The sequence below is a fragment of the Marinobacter sp. BW6 genome (genome assembly GCF_008107725.1).
Classification (GTDB): domain Bacteria; phylum Pseudomonadota; class Gammaproteobacteria; order Pseudomonadales; family Oleiphilaceae; genus Marinobacter.
The window spans coordinates 1562757-1587184 of the sequence record NZ_VIRN01000064.1 but is presented as its reverse complement, the minus strand read 5'-3'; the positions used below and the strand labels follow the sequence as shown (position 1 = coordinate 1587184).

Genomic DNA, 24428 nt, shown 5'->3' with positions numbered 1-24428 from the left:
AATTAGAAGCGGTATTTCCAGGACGCAGAGAGAGACCAACGGTCCTTCTCACCACCCAGGAGCAGAATTTCTTTATCGGTTAGCTGAAGGTTGAGATCCAGCCATCCGCCAAGCAAATCGTTACCGTATCCAAGATTTGCGATAGCCACCTTCTGGGCGCCATCCGGAACGTTGTAAAAAACCTCATCATCAGGCTGGGTAACACGGTTGCCACCATCTTTGTTCAGGTTGGCATAGGTCAGTGTAGCTGTCAGGTTGCTGCCGTCCGGCAAAAAATTTAGTAACCCAAGGGACAACGCTTCGGAATCTGCATCGAAGGTGGAGCCAATTGTTCTGCCGTAGTACTGGTAGCCTGTGGTGTAATTGCCATGGTCGTAGGCATAGTTAGGCCTCGGATCACCAATGAGATCCTCTGCTAGCGTGTTAGTGAATTCAACGAACCACTGCTGATCTGACCTCAGAAGCTGAGTTGTCCAGTCAATGCCAAAGAGCCATGATTTCCGAGAGGGTAGGTAACCGGCTTCATCCTCCCCCATCATCTGGGCGTAAAGCCCCATGGTGTGCTCCCCCAGACGGAATCCGTAACGAACATCAACGGTGGCTATCTGGTTGCTTACATCGTCCTCGCGAGTCTCACCTTCATCTACTTCAATATTATCTTTGCCGATTAAAGCATCCCATACCGTAGAAAAGCCCTCTGGCCTTCCTTCTCCACCGAACATAATGATTCGAGAAAGACCAATCTCAAGTCGTTCAACTGGTACAAAGCTTACCCTCATGCCCAGAATTTTTGCATCGGGGATGGCGCGCTCTTCTTCCAATTGCCCAAGAAACACATTCAACTTCCATGGGCCGATCCATGAGAGCAGGTCCGATTCCGGTGCCAGGCTGTTTTTTCTGTCAATCCATACGGCTGGAATGGGCCTGGCGTTGTTAGAGAGAATCATGGTGGATTGCCAGCCCGGGCCCCACCACCGGTCGATAGCCCCAACACCGAGCACCCAGTTCCCTGCTGTTGCGGCAACGTAAGAGCCATCAAGCCTGAACTCCTTGCCATCGCCAGGATCTGCAACTGCCGATGGTGAAATCCCTGCTGCCCAGGCTTCGCCCTGCCATTGAAGCGTTGCGGTAAGCTGGCCTTCCTCCCGGGGCAGATCGTGGAAGCCACGGAGGAAGGCTGGATCGTTGGCGCCCTCAAGCTTCACTTCTCCACGGAAACCAGTTTCCGCCTGCTGCTCTCTCTCAAACCCCAGATAGGCGCGCTGAGTGGCCACCGAGCTGTCACTGCTTTCATGCATCCCCTGCTCCAAATCTGCCCAATTGATTGGCCAGGTGGTTGTGGATGCATCGAGGTGACCACGGTCGGAAAGTTTCTGGATGGAGTGGCGCGCCCGCGCGTCTCCGGGCCCAAGCCAGGGGGCGGCAAAAGCTTGCAACGGGGCTGCCAGAAACACACCCGCAGACAGTATTGTTATTACACGTCGCATTGATTCAAGCCGAAAAGGTCTGTTTAGTAGATGTCTTTAGAGATTAGTGTCAGCGGCGTTTTGATGAGAATCTTGACGTCCAGCCACAAGCTCCAGTGGTTGATGTAATCAAGGTCGAGCTCTACCCGCTTCTGCATCTTGTCGATGGTTTCTGTTTCTCCACGGTACCCGCTTATCTGAGCCAACCCGGTTATTCCCGGCTTGATGCGGTGCCGCGCCATGTAGGCAATTATTTTATCGGAATAGTAGTCATTATGGGCAATAGCATGCGGCCTGGGGCCGACGAGGGACATATCCCCTTTAAGCACATTGAAAAGCTGCGGCAGCTCATCGATTGAGGAGCGGCGCAGGAATCTTCCAACCGGCGTTACCCGGGGATCGTCCTTGCTAGCCTGCTTAACTTTCTGGTCGTCATGCATACGCATTGAACGAAATTTAAGCACTTCAATGATGTTGCCGTTCCAGCCATGGCGTTTTTGCCGAAAAAGCACGGGGCCGGGAGATGACAACTTCACGGCGACCGCTACAGCAAGCAACAACGGGCTGAGAATCAGTACTCCTGCAAGCGCAAGGGTTCTGTCCATCATTGACTTAAAAAATGCACCACCAGGATATGAGGTAAGCGGGCTTTCATTCAGATTGATGGCAGGCATGCCGCCGAGGTTGTAGATGCTGTGATTCAGTAGCTTGAGATTGGCAAAGTCCGGCACCCAGACCACATCGACACTTGCGTCCAGAAGATCTACGTATAGGCCTTCAATCTGATCGGTTTCCCTTGCGGGCAGCGCGATGTAAACCCGGCTCACAGAATTGCCCCGTATCACAGAGCGAAGCTGACTCACTGTACCTAAAGTTGGAAAATACGGAGTTTCGGCAGCTTGCTCGCAGGCATCTTCATCATCGAGACAAACCATACCAATCATGGCTTCCTTTCGCTCATAGCGAAGCTTGGAAGCGAGTGTCAGTGCGATGTCGCCACAACCGATGATAATCGAAGCGTTGGCAAACCGATGCTTCTTATCGATGCGGCGCAACACTTTGTGGATCGGTACAAATGCCAGAGCTTGAAATGCAAAACCAAGAGACATCCACTGAAGAATAACCTCTCTTGAATAGCTTTCACTGGTCTTCGCAACGAACGCAATGAAAGCGAGACTGGCAATTAAAGTTGCCCATGCGCCAAGTATTCGCGCGATTCCAACCAAATAGCCGTTGCGAATGCTATAGGCACGGAAAAAGGCAAACATCGGTATCGCCAGCATTGAGGAAACCACAGCGAGTAGCCGATAGTGTGAGTCAACATTGTCACCAGCTTTTTCTGTGGCAAGCCAAACAAGCAGACCACACTGAACAATCGTCGCAACCATCCAATGTAGCCAGAAAGCGAGCTGGACGCTGCCATTGGCTTGAGGAGCCAAAGGAAACTCATGAGTCCGCTTGTTCAGCGATACCCGGTTGAGGGAGCCAACCGCAGATTGAATTCGGGACATGTCATTCATTTGAACTGGAGTCTCTCATGCACGCTACCGCCCCACCGACCAGGGCCCAGTGTTTTAAGGTCATGAAGTTGAATTATCTTTAAAGCGACGGGAAACAGGCAAAAGGAAGGGGACAACTGACTCCCAACTGATTCCCTGTCGGTAGATGAATGAACTATTTCAGAAGCGTGGCGATTTTACGGCAATGTCTGTGACAAGCAAGTGACAAAAAGGCTGACACATGGGTTTTCAGGGAGTTAGGTTGGTAAAGAATTGTTAAAGGATTGGAAGTGCAACTACTTCCATTCCACCCTCTCTTCCGGACCGGTCGAATGTGCTTGAGATCCTTCGAAATAGGGGGCAGATGAAGACCTCATCTGACCCCTGAACCACCCCCTGGTTTGGCCAGAGCTGCTTAGTTCATGCCCAGCGTCTGGTCCAACTTGCAGCCCATGATGGAGCAGTTGTGATCGACACGGACTTCATCACCAATGTGGATTCGGGAGATCACTTCCTCATCCACAACCACGAAGGCACCGCTTTGAACGAGGGGCTTTGCGATCTTGCCTTCGCCCACCGGATAACGGTCGCCCCCTTCAGTCACGTTTACGATGTGAACAGCTTTTCCTTCCCTGGCTCCGGTCGCTTTGGTCAGGGAGGTTTTCAGGATGAATTTACCATCGGAGGTCTTAAACCCGTGCAGCACGTAGCCGGTGGGAGCAAAAAAGGCTTTGAGGTCCTCCTGAATCTCGTACACGGCATCTTCTGCTGCGCCACGTACCAGGCTCGGACTACCCTTGTTGCAGTTGGAGCTGCGGGCATCTTCAGAGGCAGAGGCACTTCCCGTGCCACGGAATGATTTCACTCGCTTCAATTCCGGCACCGTGTAAACATCAACCGATAGCCCGACACGGCTTGCGTAGTTGCAGCTCGGCGGCGTTACATGGGTTTCGCCGTCGTCATCGGTCCAGCGGCTGGCCTCCTCGAACTCGGCCCCAAAACTGGCGCCGGTTACGGTGGTGCGTACAGCGTAGTCGGCTACCGGTGCGCCCTGATAGGCGCCAGCGCCGCCCATTTCTGCACGGATAACTTCGTCTTTCAGCTGCGCGGCAAGGTTGCGGTCAACCAGCTCTGCGCCTGCCTGGTTGATGTAGCCGTCCAACGCAAACTGAATGGAGCCACCAGCCTGGGATTCTTCTGCAACGGTTGCATTGGAGGCGTCTACTTCAAAGATCACCACTTTGCTGGTTACAGCGCCATCCGGTGACGGGTTGGTTGCGGAAAGCGGCAGCTGCACCCGGTTATTCATGTCGGTCGGATTCACCTCAACCGAGGCACAACCACCGAGGCTCAGGCCTGCAACAACACCCAGCACTAGCGACTTCTTGATCATTCTTATATCTCCTTTGGTTTTAACAAGATGCATGACGGTTCAACGTCACGTTCCCTTATGCATATTCAGAGCGCGCCACACGCCCCGCTCTTGAACTTCTTCAGCAATCTGGCGATTTGCGGTTTTCTGGGCCGACTCATGGTCCGAAAGCGAACTCGCAGCTGCCTGGTATCGCGCTGACGAAATCTCACTCCCCTGGTTGTCTTCGAGGGCCACGACGGTATCCAGCTGAACGTGGTATTCATCGAATATTTCGCGCTTGGCGGGGACGCCGGAGATAACGATGCGCCCGTCGTAACGCGCTCCGGATTTATCCGCCTCGGCATGCAAACCGAGTTCGAGCAGCATGGTGAGCACTCTTTCTCCGATCTCTGGGGTATTTCTGTCCCACGAGACCGCAAGTGTGAGGTTTTGCTGCAACCGCTCCCGCTCATCCAGCAGGCTCTGGTAATGGGTTAACCGCTGTTGTTTGAGGGCACTGCTCTGGCTTACCGACTGCACCAGCAAGACTTTATCCAAGGCCTCTGAGATAAGAGCTTTTGCCAGTGTCAGGCGATACAGGCGCTTCAGCCTGGAGCTGTTGTCGCTGTCAGAGAGCCGGGCTTCGATTTCGCTATCCAGGCGATTCAGATCGTTGAGGGTGGAGGTAACCAGCGCCTGCCGTTTAACCGAGAGCAACACGAACAACCTGCTGGCCACCTGGGCGCTGTTCTCGGTTTGGTACTCGGAGAGTTCCAGAGCTTCGGTGGTGGTTCTCACCCGGTTTCGGGTGCGCGACTCTTCCCGGCCGTTTTCCAGGCGGGTTTCCGTGAGCACATCCGAGGAAACGCGGGTTTCAAGCTTTCCGGCAATCACCGCCAGGGCATCGTCACGAGCGGTGCGCAACGCTTCGCCCTCACCCACTCCGTAGATGGTGATTGCGTTGTCTGCCGGGGGGTTGAGCACCCATTCTGGCAACTGGGGCACGCCACTGGTGGCGCAGCCGCCCAGGAATAGCATCGGCAGACAAAGTGCCACTCGAACTGCGGCTTGCCATTCACGATCAACCATTACCCAGGGCCTCCGTGTAATTGCCGAGGCGTGTGTTGACCTTCTGCAGGTAGTTCACGGTTTCCTCGTAAGGCAGGTTCTTGAGCAAATGCTCGTACACCTCATCCGGATTCATGGTATTAGCGATATTAATTGCCGGGCGGAGCCTCATGTCTTTTCCGGTAAGGGCCAGCGAGACATTGCCAGGGCCCGTGTTATAGGCCGCGATCGCGCAATAGAGCCGCGACATAGGGTTTTCGATGCCCTTGAAATAGCGGTAATACAAGATGTTGAAGTAGGCCGCCCCCACGCGGATGTTGTTGTCGGCGTTATAAAGGTAGGACGGGGCAAGTAGTCTGGGCTTGCCGAACAGTTTTTCAGTGGCATCCTGGCCTGCGCTGGCAGGCACGATTTGCATCAACCCGAAGGCAGGAATCGAGGATTTCGCCATGGGATTAAAGGCAGACTCGGTTTCGATGATGGCCAGTAGCAATTCAGCGGAAAGCTCGAATTCGCTGTTCTCTTTATTGATGGCAGCTACAAAAGGTCTCGCCCGAGCGGGCAACTGCTCATGCTGAGGTGATTCGATAACGCGGGTGTTCCAGACATTAACGCTTGGCTCGGTGGGAACTGGCCTACTCTCCGCCGGCACAATTTTCTTTGGCGCCGCTTTCTGGGGTATCGCTGTGGACGCAGCTAATGCAGGTTTCTTTTCCTGAATGTTTTCTTGCGCCTTTTCTTCTATCTTTTCTTGCGTTTTTTCCTGAACGGATTTCGCCAACGGCGCTTCAGGCGCTTGAGCACTCTCGCCTGAAGTCAGTGGAAACACCCAACTGACAATGGTCTGGCCCTTCTGGCTGCGAGTGACTTGGTCGCCTGCGGCAAGCATTGCTTCAATCGCCCTTTCCCGCCGCGATTGAGCCACGCTCTCTTGACCGAACAGGTAAGTCGGCAACACAGGGCTGCTATCATCCAGAGTCGCTGTTTCCAGATGCTTGAACTGGCTCAGGCTTTTCTCTTCAACTTCTCTGGCAACCTCGTCTTGCTCGAAAGCATCCCGACGGGTCATCGCCATGAGTGCTTGCAGCATCTGGCGAGCGTTGCTTTTGGTAAAACCAACAGAGCTCACCTGACTCTCGGGCGTGGACCAGACAATCTGCTGCCACTCAAAGTCCACGACCCGCTTCAGGCGGTAGCCGTCTTCATAATGCACCCAACGGGTTTTTGAGGATTGTTCAGGCTCGGCCCATACGTCGGAGATGCGCTTCTCATAGCGCTGCGAGACCTGATCATGGAGTTTGGCGAACTGCTGAAACTCCTTCTGAACCTGCTCTTTATAGCTTGTAAAGCCTTCAAGCCGGTTCTTTTTGAAAGCCTCGAACCCTGAACTTCCGGTGTAACTGTTACCTGCCTCATCCTCAGCGGTCGTGAAGCTCTCCTGGGCAGAGACCAGTAACGGCCACGCAAACACGATCACCGATAATGCAGTACGAAGACGGCTCATTCCTTAACCCTCCAGGGCGTCTTCCAGTTCCTCGGCGGCACGCTTCGCCCGAAACTCCTGGTAAAGCAGCGCTTCGTTGTCTGGTGACATCTGGCGGTTGGAACGATCGATAATCTGCTCGAAAATTTTGCGGTTCTGTTCGGGGGCCATCACGACCATGCTGCAAAACTGGGTGGTCTCGTTTGGGCCTGGAATGTAATCCACCCGCTCCGTAATCGCGCCGTTGAGCATCTGGTCTGTGACTTGTTTGGAAACGCTGGAGAAGGTTGAGCCGGAAGCCGACTCAGCGCCATTTTCAGTCAGGTCCTGATAGGTCTTATCCATTGCCTGAACGTTTACCTGAATCTGCTGGGCCAGGGTGGCACGGGCAAGGGCGGTAGACTTGGACTTGAGAATGCTCATGCTTGCATTCGCCGGCACACACTCCGTCGCCGCCAGGGCACCCTCGGGAACCAGCTTACCCGGGGTAATTACCCATGCCGGCAGGCCACTGGTGGAGCTTTGTTGTTCGGACGGCGCGTTACCGGCGCAGCCGGCGAACAGGCCAGCAGTTACGGCCGCAGCCATCAGTTTTACGGTTGTTCGAATCATTTCGCACTCCTCGCGATTTTGGTGTTGTTACTGGTAGGCGGACAGATAATGCGCAAGATCTGTCGGGCTCAGGATGGAATTCCGGATATCGGCAAGGCTCAGGCGGCCCCAGCCATAGAGGTTCGGATGCACCGCCTCACGAACGCTGTTGCGGTTGCTTTCCGTGGCCTCACCCGTCAGCACGCTTTTATAGAGAGCGCTCAAGCCATAGGCCTCGGTGCCCGCACCGTAGTTGACCCAACCGGCGTATGCTTTCTGGTTAAGTGAGCCACCGCCGAGGTTGACGAGTTCGAGGTACAGGGCGCTGTTTTTGGTCCAACCCACAAGAAAGTCCCCCGGCATGCCTTTAAGGGCGGCAAACGAAAACTCGCCCAGCGGACCACCCCAATCATCGAACACCTGCGGCGAAAACCCTTCCTGCAGGCTGATTACGGTAAACGCAGTTACTTCCCCTGATTTAACCAACAGGGTGAGCAGATACTTCTTGTGGAAGTAGTATTCGGCGCTCAGGCTTTTGCCGAGGTCTTTGGTGACCTGGGGCATGCCGAAGATCTCACGGGCATAGTTCCGATCGATGCCAGCTCGTAGGTAGGAAAGATCTTCGTATTCGGGCAGATTGGTGAATGTGGAGACAACCCTGTCTACGCTGTCTTCAACAATCATCAACGCCTCGGAGAAATTGCCGAGGGCAATAACAGGGAGCGACAGCGCCGCCACCCAGGTAACCATTTTTTGGCGAAAGCCAGCCTTGGGCGCGGCAGCACCCTGCTCTACTGCATCGCTCATGATTAGTCCCCGCTCAGCTCATCAACGGCTCTGGAGACTCTTTCGGAGGCGGTTTCCTTGGCGTTATCCAGTTCCTCGCCAACGCGATCGGAGGCATCATCGGCCATATCGCGCGCGCTCTGAACAATGTCTTTGCTTTTATCTGCGATATCGTCAATGGCGGATTCGGGGCTTTCAGAGCACCCTGAAAGCAGGAGTAGAAGTACAACAGGGGCAAAAAGGCGGTACGACACGACGACTCCTTGTTATAACTAAACGTCCATGAGATAAGATTTTTCGGAACGAATAGTTACAGCAACTACGTGTCGCCGCAATAGTCACATTGTAAAACTTAGTAAACTATATGATTTTATGCGTTTGATTTTAAGGCAGAAATGGGCACCTTCACTGCCTGCTGCTTCTGCATGAAGTTAATCAGTACGATAGCGCGCGCCTCGCCATCGTAGGCCTGGAAGATGGCATTGATACCCTCAAACGGCCCCTCATTCAGCTGTACCGCCTGGCCGGGCTTGATACCACCAAGCTCTGCCACCGACTCCAGGCTGGCTTTGATGTGCTGGATAACATCGTCACTGATGGGCGCAGGCTTGTTGGCGAACCCTACAATTCTGAGCACGCCACGGGTTGAGCGGAGTTTCGCCCACATGGGATCGGTTGTTTCCAGGTTTACGAACAGGTACCCGGGAAAGAGCGGCTCAAGCTTCTTCGTGCGCTTGCCCGCCGTGATTTTTTCAACGGTGATTTTTGGGTAGAAGCAGGCAATTTCCTGATTCTGGAGGTGTGTAAGGGCGCGATCGCCCTGGGCGGGTTTGTGCTGCAGTGCATACCATGTCATGGATGCGGAATATACCAGCTTCCTGCCGCAATGAAATAAGGATTTAACACATCTTGTTTACCGTATTTCAGTGGCTTGCCATCCACCGTTTGAACCTTTCCTCCGGCAGCCACCAGCACCGCCTGCGCCGCACCAGTGTCCCATTCGCAAGTTGGCCCCATACGCGGATAAATGTCAGCGTGGCCTTCGGCAATCCGGCAAAACTTCAGAGAGCTACCAGCCTGCACCAGCTCGTGCTCGCCGAGCCTATCTATAAACTCTCTTGTTTCCGGGTTCAGGTGATTCTTGCTGGCCACCACGCGCTTTACGTCTTTGGGTTCCGTTACCCGAATTCGGTGAACTTTGCCGGTGCGATCGCGCATATGGGCGCCCTCACCGACCACACCCCAGTAGGCTTCTCTCAAAGCCGGAGCGATGACTACGCCCATAACCGGCTCACCGTCCTCAATCATGGCGATGTTGACGGTGAACTCCCCTGTACGCTGAGTAAAATCCCTGGTGCCATCGATGGGGTCCACCAGCCAGAATCGGCGCCAGTGCTTGCGCTCATCCCAGGGAATGTCTTTGCCTTCCTCGGAAAGGATGGGGATGTCGCGACTTATGCTGCGCAGGCCGTGGACGATAATGTCATGAGCGGCTGTGTCTGCAGCTGTGATGGGCGAATCGTCAGCCTTGTAGCTCACCTTGAAATCTGACTGATAGATATGCAGAGCCTTCTCGCTGGCCTCGTCTGCTACCTTTATGACATCCGGGAGGATGGAGCTGTAATACATGCGATTCGCTTCCTGCTTCAGATCAAAACGTTATGAACTATTATGAGTAATAGTAACACTCCCCCAACAAAGAACCAGAAGGACGCCTCTATGAAACTTCGCTTCCTGGGCGGCACAGGCACAGTTACCGGCTCCCGCTATCTACTCTCGGATGACAAGCACCGGTTGTTGGTGGACTGCGGCATGTACCAGGGCGTGAAAACCCTGCGCCGGCGCAACTGGGCGAAGTTTCCGGTGGATCCCTCAACCATTGATGCGGTGGTGCTTACCCACGCTCATATTGACCATTCCGGTTACCTGCCGGCCCTGGTGAAGAACGGCTTCAAAGGCAAGGTGTACTGCACCAAAGCAACCCACGAATTATGCAAGGTTCTGCTTCCAGATGCCGGCTTTCTGCAGGAGGAAGACGCCAAGTACGCCTTCCGCAAGAAGTTCTCTAAGCACGAGCACCCAGAACCGTTGTTTACCGAGAAAGACGCCTGGGAAGCCCTGAAACATTTTGAGTCCCTGCACTACCATGAGACGTTCGAGCCGGTAAAAGGGTTCAAGGTAACCTTCACGCCGGCTGGGCATATTCTGGGTTCCTCCTGCGTTCATGTTCATCACGAGGGCGCAGACAGAACGGTTGTGTTCAGTGGTGACGTGGGGCGGCAGAATGACATCATCATGCGGCCACCCGAGCCGCTTCAAAAAGCGGATGTGCTGTTGTGTGAATCCACCTATGGAGATCGCGCCCACGGTGAGACGGATCCGGAGGCCGAGCTCGCAGAAATCATTACCAAAACGGCTGGCCGTGGCGGCATCGTACTTTTACCGGCGTTTGCTGTTGGGCGGGCGCAAATGCTGCTCTATGTGATTCACAAGATTATGGGCGACGGGAAGATTCCCAAACTGCCCGTGTTCCTGAACAGCCCGATGGCTATCAAGGCGACTGAAATCTTCTGTAAGCACCACAAGGAGCACAAATTAAATGCCGCTCAGTGTGAACTGATTGATGAGAAAACCACGTTTGTTCGCAAGGTGGAAGAGTCCATTGAACTAGACGCCGTGCGTTATCCCTGCGTGATTATTTCTGCCAGTGGCATGGCTAGCGGTGGTCGCGTATTGCATCACCTGAAAACCCTGCTTCCGAATCCTCGAAACAGCATTGTTTTTGCTGGCTTTCAGGCGCCTGGTACTCGTGGGGATGCGTTGGTGAATGGAGCGGAATCGGTAAAGATTCATGGAGAGTACTGGCCAGTTAAGGCTGAGATTCATAATCTGGATTCGCTTTCTGCACATGGGGATTATAACGAGATTCTTGCTTGGCTAGAGCAAGGTTCACTGCAGCCGGAGAAGGTATACGTCACTCACGGGGAGATGGTTGCAAGTGACGTTATGCGAAAGAGAATACGTAACAGATTCGGCTGGGATGTTGAGGTGCCGGAGTTGTTTGAGGAGGTTCAGATATAACGTTCCGCTCGCACGGTAAACTCAAATAACGGTGCAGGCTGCTGGACCAAAAGTAGCTTTCCAACCTGAGGCCAAGTTTGAATCTATCACGCACCGCCATCTACCAGAGCTGTCTCGCTCGAACCGGAGAATCACCCCCGACAAACGCGGATGAGCATTGCCCCCCATCGTCACTTGAACGTGCCCCGAACCGTCACCATTCAGGGTTCCAATGTTGACAGCCGCTGACCCCGAAGTGATATTCGATACGACATAACCTAAGTCTTCATTTGTGACAGCAGCTCCATTTGAGACTTGAGCCTCAAATGGAGCTTTGTATGCTGCGAGCTCTGAAACAGCGCGATTTATCTGAGACTTAAGAACATAGTCTTGATACAGGGGCAGTGACACAGCAGCCAAAATGCCGATGATCGCGACGACAATCATTAACTCTATTAACGTAAATCCGCGAATTTTTGTGGCTATCACCAATGTCACCCTCACCATTTTTTAAAGACACTACTCTTTCAGCAAGCAAGGTTGGGGCCAGCGTTCAATCCATAAACAACTTTATCCATGCGCCTCCTCGGCATAGCAATGTTGTTAGTCAATCCGCCCTTTCAGCCATTCCCTGCAACAGGCAAAAACTGAAAAAGTGGAGGTCGATATCAGCTCCTGCTTCGGCAAGGTAACCCAAATCGTCCAATGCCGTATCGAGAGTGAACGGAAACTCCCGAGCAGTAACCCTCAAAAGATCACACGACAGATCTTTATCTAAAACAATACTTGATAAAACAGCATGCCTCATCACGAAAACAGGCTCTGGCCTGACATCAATCAGACCCGAAATTTCCGAGAACTCGCGCTCAGCGGCTGCGAAGCTCGGCTGACTCTTCACAATATCCACCTTATATGCAGCATGCCCAATTAATGGACTCAACTTTATTAATTCAAGTGAATGAGCGTCGCTGGAATTCATCTCGCTTGAATTAAAGATGCTCACCAGAGAATAATAATCCATGGCAGTGCGCAAGCCAGTGGGAAGAAAAACAATAAAAAATAGTCCACATACTAGCCGAGGTAGCCAACGATCTTTCACGCCTAAGTGAATTCGCGGAAGAAAGGTCGATACGCAGAACATGAAGATCGCAAGGAAAGGGAAGTACCAAAACGAAAATTCAACCATATTTTGGGCCAAAATAATGCCCGCTATGGAAAACATTAACATATTTGAGAGGGAATATTCTGACTTTACAAAATGATAAGCAATGTACATCAGCGCTACCACTAAAACTAAAAGACCGACCAGCCCCCACTCAACCAAAGCCAAAAGGAGTATGTTATGGGGGTGCGACCACAAGTTGTTGCTACTCGCTACAGGGTTCTTCTCCGCTTCTACCCTGAAACTGAAGTTGCCATAACGCCCCAATCCATGACCGAAAACGAAACTATCCATATAGTCCAGGTTTTGAAGAGACTTCTGCCATTCAGAGAATCTCTCTGGGCTAGCAAGGTTGGCTCTGGCCGCAAGCATTGCGCCAGCTGATGCGCGCTCAAGAAGACCGAGCTCCTTCATTTTTTGACCAATTGAATCATCAACGGTCGGCGCAAAGGCCTTAACTAAAGCAAAAAGCAATAGAATAGCTACATACTTTTTTAAATAAGAAGAAATTTGAGGCCTCTTGGATACATTTGAATATCCCGCTTTCAAGTAATAAAAAGCGGGCACCAAAAATCCAACAATGAGGAACAAATACCAGGATCTGCTACCCGTAAGAACAGCACAGAACAAAAACAGAATAACGAGGAGATAGACACCCGCTTTTCGGAAGCCACTGATAGTTTGCAAATAGTAGATGGCGGCCAAAACCGATAGAACAAGAATCAGCGCTGTAAGATTAGCCTGCCCCCAAGGCCCCGCCAGCCTGTCTCCATCCAAAGCCACCCATGGGAGAAAGAACTTTAAAATCCCATAATAGCGAAGCAGCGCTATACAGGAGACGACAACGCCGCTATAAAAAATACCTTTAATAAGGATTAAAGAGACCATCTCCCTGTCGGTATTTTCGATAAGAGTTGGTACCGCAACCGCTATGAGCAGGATCGCGAAGAAGAAAATGAGGTAGGCTTGAAAATACTGCCCTGCTAGTGACCCTTCGCCCTGAAATGCTGTAAGCAAAAAGCTTAGACACAGCAGCAGTATCGCAAAAACACCGGTGGAGCTATAAATCTTAGGAGAATACTTCCATACAATTGCTAGAGAAAAAATGGAAAAAAGCACAATGCCAAGAAAGTCTTTGGGGAAATCACTTAAAGGGTAAAGGTTCAACGGCAAGCCAAAACTTATAGCAAGCAGTATTGGGAAGAATCTCATGATTTTCTCTCGGTGAAATAAAACGCCCACCTAATAAGGTGGGCGTTCTAAAGTCAAGCTAGTGGGAAACGCTTGTTACGGAGCAGCGCCTTCCTGACAACCAGCCGGTACGTAGTTAGACTTCCAGTCGCTTGCACCAGAGCCGTCCACGTAACACGTCCAGGTGCCATTGGTTTCGCGATCCAATTCGATGGTCGCTCCCTGAATGCCTGCGCCAGCGTTGCCACCCAGAGTGACGATCAATGTACCGTCACCGCCGGAGAAGTCGATTGAGTCAGTCACGGTCACTGCATTAGTCAGGTTAGACTGAACAAAACCAAGGTCTTCCCAAGTAAAGCTCACATTGCCGCGGGTTAGGTTCTCTTCCACGGCAGTTCGCAGCGCAGAAATCTCACTGTAGGAACGGTTTACCTGGGTCCGCGCGGTGTAGTCCTGATACTGGGGGATAGCGATTGCAGCCAAGATACCAATGATCGCGACAACGATCATCAATTCGATAAGAGTAAAGCCCTTCTGAGCATGATTGATTTGAATATTTTTCATTCTCGACCTCTGTGTATGTCGGTTTATAAACCTTGCTGGCCCGGGCCCGGTGGAGTCGTGCCCCGCGACCGGTAATTTGAGCCTACGGGAAGCAGTGCACTGACTGTGCCAAGTTTTAATTATTGCAAGAACCCAAAACTTTATTGTTATTTAACAGCAAGTTAGAGAGATCCGTATCGATACCTCTAGACTTACCCGACTAGGGGCTCGCATGCTCATTGGCGTCAGTTGGTGACATTTTTGGTCAGCTGGATAGCAGTGCGAAGCCTTATTCAATGAGGGTGGACCCAAAAAAGGCTTCCCTCTAAACCATACTGGAGTGGCTTATTGCCATCGGTCCTTTCCAAACCGAGGCCAGCCATCTAAACTCACTGGAATTGACAAAACTCCGGTTTCAATAACTTAGGCTGCGTTTCTTATTTAATTTATGTCTACCAACAAAAGCAATATTACCTTAACTGGCCTTGCGAGACGTTTCGTGGATGACGGGCTGCTGGATGAGTCAACGGCAAAAGACGCCTTCCTGCAAGCTTCGCAAAATCGGATTCCTCTGATCACCTACCTTACGCAGAACAACTTGGCTGATAGCTCGAAGCTTGCTTTTTCAGCCGCCATGGAATTCGGGGTATCGGTCCTTGATTTATCTGCATTTCTCCCGGAAATGATGCCGGAGAAAGTGGTTGACGAGAAGCTGGTCCGCAAGCACAACGCTCTTCCTCTCTATAGGAGAGGGAATAGGCTCTTCATTGCTGTTTCAGACCCGACCAACATACAGGCCCTAGACGAGATCAAGTTCAATACTGGTCTAAGCACCGATGCGATATTGGTGGACGACGCCAAACTCCGGGAGGCAATTGATAAGTATCTCGAGTCCCAGGACACGACGATGGGGGATCTGGACGATTCCGATCTTGAAGGTGTTGAAACTGAAGGCGGCGAGCAAGAAGATGACAGCGCAGTTGTTGCCAGCGAAGTAGACGATGCCCCCATCGTAAAGTATGTGAACAAGATGCTTTTGGATGCCATTCGTGGTGGCGCTTCTGACATTCACTTCGAACCTTATGAAAAAGTCTATCGGGTAAGGTACCGCACAGACGGCATATTGAAGGAAGTCTCCCGTCCATCCATCAAGTTGGCCCCAAAGATCTCTGCTCGCGTAAAGATCATGGCTCAACTCGATATCTCCGAAAGACGGACACCCCAAGATGGCCGTATTAAGATGAAGCTGTCCAAGACCAAAGCGATCGATTTCCGGGTGAACACTCTGCCTACGCTCTGGGGTGAGAAGATCGTTTTGCGGATTCTTGATCCCAGCCAGGCAAAACTGGGCATTGATGTACTCGGTTATGAGGAGGACCAGAAACAGATGTACATGGATGCCCTGAAACAGCCGCAGGGCATGATTCTGGTGACCGGCCCTACCGGCTCTGGTAAAACAGTTTCTTTGTACACCGGCCTGAATATTCTGAACACCCCGGATATCAACATTTCCACCGCGGAAGACCCGGCGGAAATCAACCTTGAAGGCATTAACCAGGTAAACGTGAACAACCGTGTGGGGCTTGGCTTTGCCGAGGCGCTACGGGCATTCCTCCGTCAGGATCCCGATGTAATTATGGTTGGTGAGATTCGAGATCTGGAAACGGCCAATATTGCCATTAAAGCGGCACAGACTGGGCACTTGGTTCTTTCTACCCTCCACACGAACAGTGCCGCAGAGACTCTCACGCGGATGATGAACATGGGCGTGCCCTCGTTCAACATCGCTACTTCGGTGAGCCTGATTATTGCCCAACGTCTGGGCCGAAGACTTTGCAGCTCATGCAAACAGCCCTTTGACGTCCCGAAAGACGTGCTATTAGAGGAAGGGTTCACACAGGAACAAATTGATACAGGCTTCACGTTGTACCGCCCCAAGGGCTGTGATAAATGCAATGGAGGATATAAGGGCCGCGTCGGGATTTACGAGGTGGTCAAGATTACCGACGAGCTGGCGAACATGATTATGGAAGAAGCCAGTTCCATCAAAATTGCAAAGCAGGCTCAGGCCGAGGGCTTCCGTAACCTGCGCCAGTCGGCACTTTTGAAAGTGATCGAGGGCGTGACAAGTCTTGAGGAAGCCAATCGCGTGACGAAGGATTAAGCATGGCAGAGAAAGCACAGAAGCTGGAATCATACGTTTGGGAAGGGAAAGACCGAAAGGGCAACAAGTCCAAGGGCGAGTTAACTGGCTCCAACCTGGCACTGGTTAAGGCACAACTTCGCAAACAAGGTATCATCCCGGATAAGGTCAAGAAGAAGCCAAAGCCGCTTTTTGGTGGCAGCAAGAAGATTACCCCCTTCGATATTGCCATGCTGACTCGACAGCTTGCCACGATGATGAAAGCTGGCGTGCCGTTGGTTCAGAGCTTTGACATTGTTGCTGATGGACTTGAAAACAAGGGACTTCAAGAGCTGGTCATGGGGATCCGGAACGATATTTCGTCTGGTACCAGCTTCGCAGGCTCACTTCGAAGACATCCGAAATATTTTGACGATCTTTACTGCAATCTTGTGGATTCCGGTGAGAAGGCCGGCGCGCTTGAAGCAATGTTAGATCGAATTGCGACCTATCTGGAAAAGACAGAAAACCTTAAAAAGAAAGTAAAAAAGGCAATGACTTACCCCATCGCGGTTATCGTCGTTGCGATCATCGTTACATCAATTCTACTGGTGAAGGTTGTTCCGCAGTTTGAAAGTCTTTTCCAAGGATTCGGCGCAGAGCTGCCTGTATTCACTCAAATGGTGGTAGAGCTATCCGAATGGTTACAGAGCTGGTGGTTTGTGGTGCTATTGGGCATTGTTGGCACCATATTCCTCTTTAAAGAAGCCAAACGCCGTTCCCCGAAATTTTCGGACTTTGTCGACAAGTATGTTCTCAAGCTCCCTGTAGTAGGGGAGATTCTGGACAAATCCGCCGTTGCAAAATTCGGCCGCGTCCTTTCAACCACCTTCGCTGCGGGTGTTCCACTTGTTGATGCGCTTGACTCTGTAGCCGGGGCTACCGGCAATGCTGTCTATCGAGACGCTATAGACCGAATCAAAAACGATGTATCCAGCGGTACTCAACTGCAGGCCTCAATGCGCCAACAAGACGTATTCCCTGTGATGGCGGTTCAGCTGACGGCGATCGGCGAAGAGTCAGGTAATCTCGACGAGATGCTGGCAAAAGTTGCCGAGCATTACGAAGCGGTAGTCGACGACATGGTCGATAACCTGACAGCACTGATGGAACCAATGATTATGGCAGTTCTGGGTGTGCTGGTTGGCGGCTTGATCATCGCCATGTATCTGCCAATCTTCCAGATGGGTCAGGTTGTTGGCTGATCATCTGACCCCTTGATTCAAAGTGGGGCACATGAAATTGGGGTCAGAAGAAAGCTTTCTTCTGACCCCGGGTTCATGACCCCGAGTTCGCCCGCCTGATTCTCGGATAATTAATGATTACTCTGGACGCCTTTCTCGCCACTCCCTGGCTGCTTTTCATTTCCGTTACCCTCGTTTCCCTATGCATCGGCAGCTTCCTGAATGTCGTGATCCTCAGGCTGCCGAAAATGATGCACCAGGACTGGCGCTGCCAGTGCGAGGAATTCCTGGAACTACCTGAAAAACAGCGAAAGCAGGAAGACCGTATTACGCTCTCCTCACCGGCCTCCACCTGCCCTTCCTGCGGCCATGGCATTCGGGCCTGGGAGAATATTCCGGTGGTCAGCTGGCTAATTCTTAAAGGCAAATGCGCCTCCTGCAAAGCCCCCATTTCGCTCCGCTATCCGATTATTGAGGCCGTCACCGCGATTTTCTCGGTGGTGACCATTGCTGTCATCGGGCCGAACGAGTCTGCGCTTTGGGCGCTTTTGCTGGTTTGGTCTCTCGTAGCGCTGACGGTTATTGATTTCGATACCCAGTTATTGCCAGACAGCATTACCCTGCCCCTGATGTGGCTGGGCCTGGTACTGAATTATTTTGGTGTGCTTACGGACTTCAACAGTGCCTTTTGGGGCGCGGTAGCCGGTTATCTCTCGCTTTGGTCGGTTTACTGGATGTTCAAACTGGTTACCGGAAAGGAAGGTATGGGGCATGGGGATTTCAAGCTGCTGGCCGCGCTCGGCGCCTGGCTGGGGTGGCAGTTGTTGCCGGCGGTGATTTTGCTTTCTTCGGTGGTTGGTGCGGTTGTGGGTATTAGCCTGATGGTGTTCAGGAAGCATGGGCGCGAGGTGCCCATTCCGTTTGGGCCTTACCTGGCGACGGCGGGGTTGATTTGTTTGTGGTTTGGGAGTGAGATTCAGGCGGTTTGGTTTGGGTTTTTGGGGGTTTAAATGGCAGTTATCGGCCTCACCGGCGGGATTGGTTCCGGAAAATCCACTGTTGCTCGCTTGTTCGGTGACCTTGGCGTGCACTGGGTGGATGCTGATGATGTTGCCCGCGAAGTAGTTGAGCCCGGGACGCCAGCACTGGCAAGGATTGCGGAGCATTTTGGGGAGGAGATTCTCACTTCCGACGGTGCTTTGGATCGCGCGCAGCTTCGCGGGATTGTCTTTCAGGAGCCGGAAGAGCGGGTTTGGCTGGAGGCGCTGCTGCATCCGATCATCCGGGAGGAATTGATTCGGCAGTTGAATCCGGCAAACTACCCGCTTCCCTATGTGCTTCTGGTCTCCCCTCTTCTCCTCGAAACTGACCAGCACGAACTGGTTGACCGCATTATCGTGATTGACGTACCCAAGGACGTTCAACTCGAACGCACCATGGCCCGGGATACCAATTCCCGGGAGCAGGTTGAGCGGATCATCGCGGCTCAGATGTCGCGTGAGGATCGGCTGGCGCGGGCGGACGAGGTGATTGATAATGATCGCCCTCTGGATGATGTAACGCGTCAGGTGCGGGAGCTGCATGAAAGGTTGTTGGTGGATTTTGGCTGACTGGTTTTTCCGCTATCGTTTTGCAGGTCTTGCCGCTGCACTTTCTCTGACGTTCTCTTCCCCAACCTACAGCCTTGAGCCGGTGTTTGAGGTTCAAGAGCGCTCTGTGGCCGAGATTCTGTCTCCGACTCAGCTGCCGATCGGGTTCTACACCTTTGAGCCGGACGAATACTGGGCGGATCCACGGGATTCCTACTGGCTCAAGTTCAGTAACTGGGTGCTGCGGCAGGAGCGTCTTCACGGGCGGAAGATCCAGTCTGTTGGCCAATGGGCCGACCGGACGCTTTCCGGCAGCGCCCAGAGCCTGCCCAACAATGAGAGCTATCTGCGAGTTGGCTTTGCAACGGAATCCGAATACGGGGACCCGGCACAGTTTGAGCCGGAGGCTCGATTCCGGCTGGATATTCCCACCACCCGCCGGAAACTGCGCCTGGTTATCGAAAGCGAGAGCGAAGACCTGATTCCTCTCGGAGAGCGCCAGCGGGACCGCCAGCTTACCGAGCCGGAACGCTCCGACACGGAAGCCACGGGTGCGCTGCGGTACCTGACCCAGATTGGCGATGCCATCAACTTCTCCAACGATGTGGGTGTGCGTCTCCGGCTCCCTCCGGATGCCTTCTGGCGGGCAACGGCCGAGAAGCGCTGGCGCCTGGACGACAAATGGGTGCTGAACGCCCAGCAGCGATTTTATTATTTCCATCAGGACGGCTGGGGCGAGCGGACCTGGATAGGCGCAGGCCGTCCTGTGGGGAATGGTTGGTATTTCCAGTCGTCCTCCGAACTGGAGTGGGTGCACAACGACAAGGAATTTGTGGCGGGCCAGATATTCAGCATGCGCAAGCGCATGAATAACCGGCTGATTGTAACGCCGAGGCTGGGCCTGCTGGGGGAAAGCAAACCTTCCTGGCGCACCACCTCCGCGTTCACAGACCTTACGTTTCGCTACCGGCTCCACAGCAACTGGCTATACGCTGAGCTGATTCCCGCGCTGGAATTCCCCCGGGAGGAAAGCTTCAAAGACCGGGCTTCTGTGGTGTTCCGGGTGGAGATGTTTTTCTCCGGTACTATCGAGGATGATCGTTTGTAATGCCAAGACACCCCTCAAAGCCTGCGGTCGAGGCCCTTACCCTTACGCCAGTTGCCATTACACGCTCCTGCTTCCAGGACAAGTTCGGGGTGCCGCGCCAGCCGGGTCTGACCCGACATGCCCAGGCCGAGTTGATTATCCAACCCCCGTTTGACCGGGAGGATGCGTTCCGGGGGCTGGAGACAGCCAGCCATCTTTGGCTGACCTTTCAATTTCACGAAGCTGTGCGGGCCGAATGGCGGCCAGTGGTGCGCCCTCCCCGCCTGGGCGGCAACCGCAAGATGGGTGTGTTTGCCAGTCGTTCACCGTTCCGCCCCAACAGTCTTGGCCTGTCGGTGGTGCGCAATGAGGGGCTGATTCGCACTGATGGCCATCTCATCCTCCGCATCAGCGATCATGATTTGATCGAAGGCACACCGATCCTCGATATCAAACCCTACCTGCCCTTCGCCGATTCCGTGCCCGATGCCACTTTGGGCTGGGCAGACTCCCCACCAACGGAAAGACTGGAAGTGGTGTTCCTGCCGGAAGCGGAGGCGCAGATCAGCCAACTTTCAACAGACGACTACCCGGAACTACGGCCCCTGATCGAGGATGTTGTGGGCTATGATCCGCGCCCGTCATTCCGACGCGGCCGGGAAGAGGAGCGCATTTACGGCGCCCATTTATACGACCTGAACGTGCGCTTCCGATTCGTGAATGATCATTCACGAAAACGTGTCGAAGTGCTAACGGTCTGTTAAACTGCTTGTTGGTGTTTTTGTAGTCGACACAGGGAATATGTGCCTTGCCTTCAAAGCGGTTGTTCAAACGATTGGGAATACGGCCATTGGCGGCAAGGTTGCTCGCCTACGTGTTGCTGTTCAGCCTGTTCTTGTCTCTGGTGGCAACGGGTGTTCAACTGATAGGCGAATTCGAGCGCCGGAAGAACGACCTGTTGAACGACCAGACACGAGCCGCCGAGCTGGTTTCCGGGAGTATGAGCAACAACATCTGGCTGATGAATTTCAGCGAGGTGGCTAACAGTCTGGATGACATGAAGGCGGTGCCCGCTGTCCAGTATGGCCGGGTAGTGACCAGCACCGGTGAAACATTCAGTACCGGCACTTACCCTGAGGGCCGGGCAATCTCGCAGACCTTTCCACTGGTCTTCGACCGCTCCAGCATTCGCAGTCCTGAGAATGTGGGCACGCTCACTGTTACCTCCTCCATCGACCAGATTTACACAGACCTTCGGAACCGTGCTCTCCTGAATCTGCTATTCCAATCGATTGTGGTAATGCTGGGCACTTTAGGCTTACTGGTGATCGTTCGTTTGACGCTATCCCGGCATCTGGAATCCATGGCCGATTACGCCGCCCGACTGAACCTGGACGCCCTGGTCGATCCGCTGAAACTCAAACGCAAAGCCCGTAAAACGCCGGACGAGCTCTCGGAGCTGGAGCAGGCCCTGAACAAGATGCGCCTGCAGATTCTCGAGGACACCCGCTCCCTGCGCCAGACCACGATCCAATCCCAGGGAGAACGGGACGAGGCGGTGCGGGCCAACCATGCCAAGAACCAGTTCCTGGCCAATGTCAGCCACGAGTTGCGCATCCCGCTGCAGTCCGTGCTGGGCTACGCCAACCTGCTGACCGACACGCCTCTCGATCAGGAGCAGCGTGAGTACGTGCAGACGCTGCTGAGTGCTTCCGAGAGCCTCTCTGCCATCATCAACGATCTTCTGGACATCTCCAGCATGGAAGCGGGCAAGCTGGTGCTGGATGACATTCCCTTTGATCTTCGGGAAACCCTCAATGATCTCGTGCACATGTTGGGTTCCCGCGCCCGGGAGAAAGGGCTGGCACTTGAGCTTCGAATTGACGAGAACCTGCCCTGGGCACTGAAGGGCGACCCGGTGCGAATTCGCCAGATCCTGCTGAACCTCACCTCCAACGCCATCAAATTTACCGATTCAGGTCATGTGCTGATCAGCATCGAGGTGCTGGGCCGCCGGGACGGCAAGGCACGCATTCGCATTGCTGTTGAAGATACCGGCGTGGGGATCAACCCGGAAGATGTTCCGCTGGTTTACGAGCCCTATGTGCAACTGGGCCAACAGTTCCAGCGCCAGTTGCCCGGTGCCGGCCTGGGCCTGACCATCTGCCGCCAATTGGTCGGTCTGATGGACGGCTCCATGGATCTGGAGAGCCGCCCGGGCGAGGGCTCCACCTTCTGGATGGAACTGATCCTGCCCGTGGCACCGGAGAACGCCGCCCGGGTTCGGCCGGATACCCGGATGGTGAAAAATCGCCGGATTCTGGTGGTAGATTCCTACGAGCTGTCCCGCAAGATCACCCTGGAAATGTTATCTCGCCACGAGGTGCACATCGAGGCGGTAAAGTCCGCCGGCGAAGCGCTGACGTCCCTGCGCACGGCATTCGATGGCCAGCAGCCTTTCGACGCCATCATCCTGGATGGCTTTGTACCGGACATGGACAGCGACCTCCTGTGCCGGCAGATCCGAAGCAATCCGCTCTGGTCCGATATGCGTTTGCTGATTCTCTCATCCAACCCCCAGCGGGGCGACGCCGAACATTTCCGGCAAGCCGGAGCCGACGCTTTCCTGAGCAAATCGCTGAGAGAGTCCTGCCTGACTCCGATTCTTAACCAGTTGTTTGCCGACGCCGCCAAAGAGGAAAGGCGTTTCCTGACCCGGTTTTCCCTGCAAGCAGTCACCGATACCGCCCGGCTCCGGGAACTACCCTGTGGCCGGATGAAGGTGCTGCTGGTGGAAGATAATCCGGTCAACCGCACCCTTACCCGTCGACTGCTTGAGAAACTCGGATGTGACGTGATGACCGCAAACGACGGCGAGGCTGCGGCCAGCCTCTGGCAGTGGCACCCGTTCGATCTGGTGTTCATGGATTGTGTTATGCCCCGCGTGGATGGTTTCGAAGCCACCCGACGCCTTAGGGAGTGGGAGAAAACGCACAACCGCGTGCGAATCCCTGTGGTCGCCCTGACCGCCAGCGCCATGGAAGAAGACGAAGAACGCTGCCGCCGGTGCGGTATGGATTCTTTTGTTGCCAAGCCTGTCAATATTGAAATGCTGCGGGCAGTACTGGAACAATACTGTCAGGCGTCTGCTGCCTCCTGAAAGCTGTTTTCTTAAATCAGGGCACAGACATCCAGACACGTTTTCAATACCCGAAGGCAACCATGAACGTTGAATGCCCAACCTGTAAAAAGTCCGTGGAATGGACCGAGACCAACCCCTGGCGCCCTTTTTGTTCGGAGCGCTGTAAACTGATCGATCTGGGGGCCTGGGCCAACGAGGAATACCGGGTACCCGCAGAGAACGCATCACCGGAGGATCTGGACCAGGGCGGCGAGACCACCAAGCACTGATCTGCGAAAAATTAAAGTTAACGGGGACTTACTGGCATTTAAGTTGAGTGCTCCCGGGCGCCCCGTTACCATACCGCCAATCCTGCTAATAACTTAATGAAGGTGCATAACTATGAAAGCGTCCCGGATTTCCCTGATGGTTCTCTCACTGGCTGCCGCGCCTGCCTTTGCAGGTGACGTCGACCTCAGCCTCACCAACGATTCGGTGAAGGGCCAGGTGAATTTCTTCGGTACCAACAATGACATCCAGCTTGGCACCGGTTACACCTACCACGAGGGTGGCCGCGATATCTTCAACGTGGATTTCCATGCCCAGGGCCGGACGGCTATCGGCAACCTGCCCACCACAGCTGGCATCGGTATGCGCGGTATCGCCTGGGATCAGAGCCGAGCAGATGGCGGGGCTCTGGGTCTTGGCGGCTTTGCCACTGTCAACATCCCGAACGTTCCGGGCCTGTCTTTCACTGGTGGCCTGCACTACGCACCCAGCATCCTCTCGTTCGGCGATTCCGATGATATGACGAGTTTGGAGCTGCGGGGCAGCTATCGGGTTATCCGCAATGCCGAGCTTTTCGCCGGCTACCGTTACCTGAACACCGATATCGAGAACTCCTCACGAGACGTCAATCTCGATGAAGGCGTTATGGCGGGCATGAAGATTTTCTTCTGATTCCTGCCTTGTCTGGAACGGGCCCGGCTTCTTGGGCCCGTTTCGCTTTCTCTCCCTGACTTTTTCGTGCTTTTCCTCACGCTTTCCCGAGAATCCGACTGT

General features: G+C 53.6%; 23 protein-coding genes. 10 read left to right on the top strand and 13 right to left on the bottom strand.

Features of this window, described 5'->3' with window-relative positions; all coding sequences use genetic code 11:
* Positions 1-2: 2 nt before the first annotated feature.
* From FMN52_RS15945 to cysQ, 10 genes are all read right to left on the bottom strand, one after another.
* The gene (locus FMN52_RS15945; protein WP_240339499.1) at positions 3-1298 is read right to left on the bottom strand and encodes a capsule assembly Wzi family protein; all 1296 of its coding nucleotides are present in this window, start codon (positions 1296-1298) and stop codon (positions 3-5) included.
* A 212-nt stretch (positions 1299-1510) separates the two neighbouring features.
* Entirely contained in the window at positions 1511-2986 is a 1476-nt protein-coding gene (locus FMN52_RS15940) for an undecaprenyl-phosphate glucose phosphotransferase (protein WP_205424934.1), read from the bottom strand.
* 394 nt (positions 2987-3380) lie between these two features.
* Positions 3381-4358 (bottom strand): hypothetical protein, encoded by a 978-nt coding sequence (locus FMN52_RS15935; protein WP_148609547.1) that lies wholly within the window; start codon positions 4356-4358, stop codon positions 3381-3383.
* Between the two features lie 45 nt (positions 4359-4403).
* Entirely contained in the window at positions 4404-5408 is a 1005-nt protein-coding gene (locus tag FMN52_RS15930; protein WP_148609546.1) for an LPP20 family lipoprotein, read from the bottom strand.
* Positions 5401-6891, bottom strand: coding sequence for a transglycosylase SLT domain-containing protein (locus FMN52_RS15925; RefSeq protein WP_148609545.1), 1491 nt, complete (start codon positions 6889-6891; stop codon positions 5401-5403). Before FMN52_RS15925 ends, FMN52_RS15930 begins: the two co-directional genes overlap by 8 nt.
* Positions 6892-6894: 3 nt before the next feature.
* Positions 6895-7482 carry a hypothetical protein gene (locus FMN52_RS15920; protein ID WP_148609544.1) on the bottom strand — a complete coding sequence of 196 codons (588 nt, stop codon included), beginning with the start codon at positions 7480-7482 and terminating at the stop codon, positions 6895-6897.
* A gap of 27 nt (positions 7483-7509) precedes the next feature.
* Positions 7510-8268: an ETEC_3214 domain-containing protein gene (locus FMN52_RS15915; RefSeq protein WP_148609543.1), complete on the bottom strand. Its 759-nt coding sequence runs from the start codon at positions 8266-8268 to the stop codon at positions 7510-7512.
* A 2-nt stretch (positions 8269-8270) separates the two neighbouring features.
* Positions 8271-8501: a hypothetical protein gene (locus tag FMN52_RS15910; RefSeq protein WP_148609542.1), complete on the bottom strand. Its 231-nt coding sequence runs from the start codon at positions 8499-8501 to the stop codon at positions 8271-8273.
* Positions 8502-8617: 116 nt separating this feature from the next.
* Positions 8618-9103: a transcription/translation regulatory transformer protein RfaH gene (rfaH, locus tag FMN52_RS15905; protein ID WP_148609541.1), complete on the bottom strand. Its 486-nt coding sequence runs from the start codon at positions 9101-9103 to the stop codon at positions 8618-8620.
* Entirely contained in the window at positions 9100-9876 is a 777-nt protein-coding gene (gene cysQ, locus FMN52_RS15900; protein WP_148609540.1) for a 3'(2'),5'-bisphosphate nucleotidase CysQ, read from the bottom strand. Before cysQ ends, rfaH begins: the two co-directional genes overlap by 4 nt.
* A 90-nt stretch (positions 9877-9966) precedes the next feature.
* On the opposite strand from cysQ, the gene FMN52_RS15895 reads away from it, so the two are divergent.
* Positions 9967-11328, top strand: a complete 1362-nt coding sequence (locus tag FMN52_RS15895; protein ID WP_148609539.1) for an MBL fold metallo-hydrolase — start codon at positions 9967-9969, stop codon at positions 11326-11328.
* Positions 11329-11349: 21 nt separating this feature from the next.
* Here FMN52_RS15895 and FMN52_RS15890 read toward each other — a convergent pair whose 3' ends face one another.
* The 3 genes from FMN52_RS15890 to FMN52_RS15880 form a co-directional block, all read right to left on the bottom strand.
* Positions 11350-11814, bottom strand: coding sequence for a pilin (locus FMN52_RS15890; protein ID WP_148609538.1), 465 nt, complete (start codon positions 11812-11814; stop codon positions 11350-11352).
* Between the two features lie 100 nt (positions 11815-11914).
* Positions 11915-13681, bottom strand: coding sequence for a Wzy polymerase domain-containing protein (locus FMN52_RS15885; protein WP_148609537.1), 1767 nt, complete (start codon positions 13679-13681; stop codon positions 11915-11917).
* A gap of 75 nt (positions 13682-13756) precedes the next feature.
* Entirely contained in the window at positions 13757-14224 is a 468-nt protein-coding gene (locus FMN52_RS15880; RefSeq protein ID WP_205424933.1) for a pilin, read from the bottom strand.
* 427 nt (positions 14225-14651) lie between these two features.
* On the opposite strand from FMN52_RS15880, the gene pilB reads away from it, so the two are divergent.
* The 9 genes from pilB (at position 14652) to FMN52_RS15835 (ending at position 24326) form a co-directional block, all read left to right on the top strand.
* The gene (gene pilB, locus FMN52_RS15875; RefSeq protein WP_148609536.1) at positions 14652-16367 is read left to right on the top strand and encodes a type IV-A pilus assembly ATPase PilB; all 1716 of its coding nucleotides are present in this window, start codon (positions 14652-14654) and stop codon (positions 16365-16367) included.
* 2 nt (positions 16368-16369) lie between these two features.
* Positions 16370-17590: a type II secretion system F family protein gene (locus tag FMN52_RS15870; RefSeq protein WP_148609535.1), complete on the top strand. Its 1221-nt coding sequence runs from the start codon at positions 16370-16372 to the stop codon at positions 17588-17590.
* 113 nt (positions 17591-17703) lie between these two features.
* Positions 17704-18579 carry an A24 family peptidase gene (locus tag FMN52_RS15865; protein WP_148609534.1) on the top strand — a complete coding sequence of 292 codons (876 nt, stop codon included), beginning with the start codon at positions 17704-17706 and terminating at the stop codon, positions 18577-18579.
* Positions 18580-19179 carry a dephospho-CoA kinase gene (coaE, locus tag FMN52_RS15860; RefSeq protein ID WP_148609533.1) on the top strand — a complete coding sequence of 200 codons (600 nt, stop codon included), beginning with the start codon at positions 18580-18582 and terminating at the stop codon, positions 19177-19179.
* A complete protein-coding gene (locus FMN52_RS15855) occupies positions 19172-20266 on the top strand; it encodes a hypothetical protein (RefSeq protein ID WP_148609532.1) in 1095 nt (364 codons plus the stop codon). Before coaE ends, FMN52_RS15855 begins: the two co-directional genes overlap by 8 nt.
* On the top strand, positions 20266-21009 hold the full coding sequence (tsaA, locus tag FMN52_RS15850; RefSeq protein ID WP_148609531.1) for a tRNA (N6-threonylcarbamoyladenosine(37)-N6)-methyltransferase TrmO: 744 nt from the start codon (positions 20266-20268) through the stop codon (positions 21007-21009). The genes FMN52_RS15855 and tsaA overlap by 1 nt, the downstream gene beginning before the upstream one ends.
* Before the next feature lie 44 nt (positions 21010-21053).
* A complete protein-coding gene (locus FMN52_RS15845; RefSeq protein WP_148609530.1) occupies positions 21054-23405 on the top strand; it encodes a response regulator in 2352 nt (783 codons plus the stop codon).
* A 62-nt stretch (positions 23406-23467) separates the two neighbouring features.
* Positions 23468-23656 carry a DNA gyrase inhibitor YacG gene (gene yacG, locus FMN52_RS15840; RefSeq protein WP_148609529.1) on the top strand — a complete coding sequence of 63 codons (189 nt, stop codon included), beginning with the start codon at positions 23468-23470 and terminating at the stop codon, positions 23654-23656.
* A gap of 112 nt (positions 23657-23768) precedes the next feature.
* Positions 23769-24326: a YfaZ family outer membrane protein gene (locus FMN52_RS15835; protein ID WP_148609528.1), complete on the top strand. Its 558-nt coding sequence runs from the start codon at positions 23769-23771 to the stop codon at positions 24324-24326.
* Positions 24327-24428: the final 102 nt, after the last annotated feature.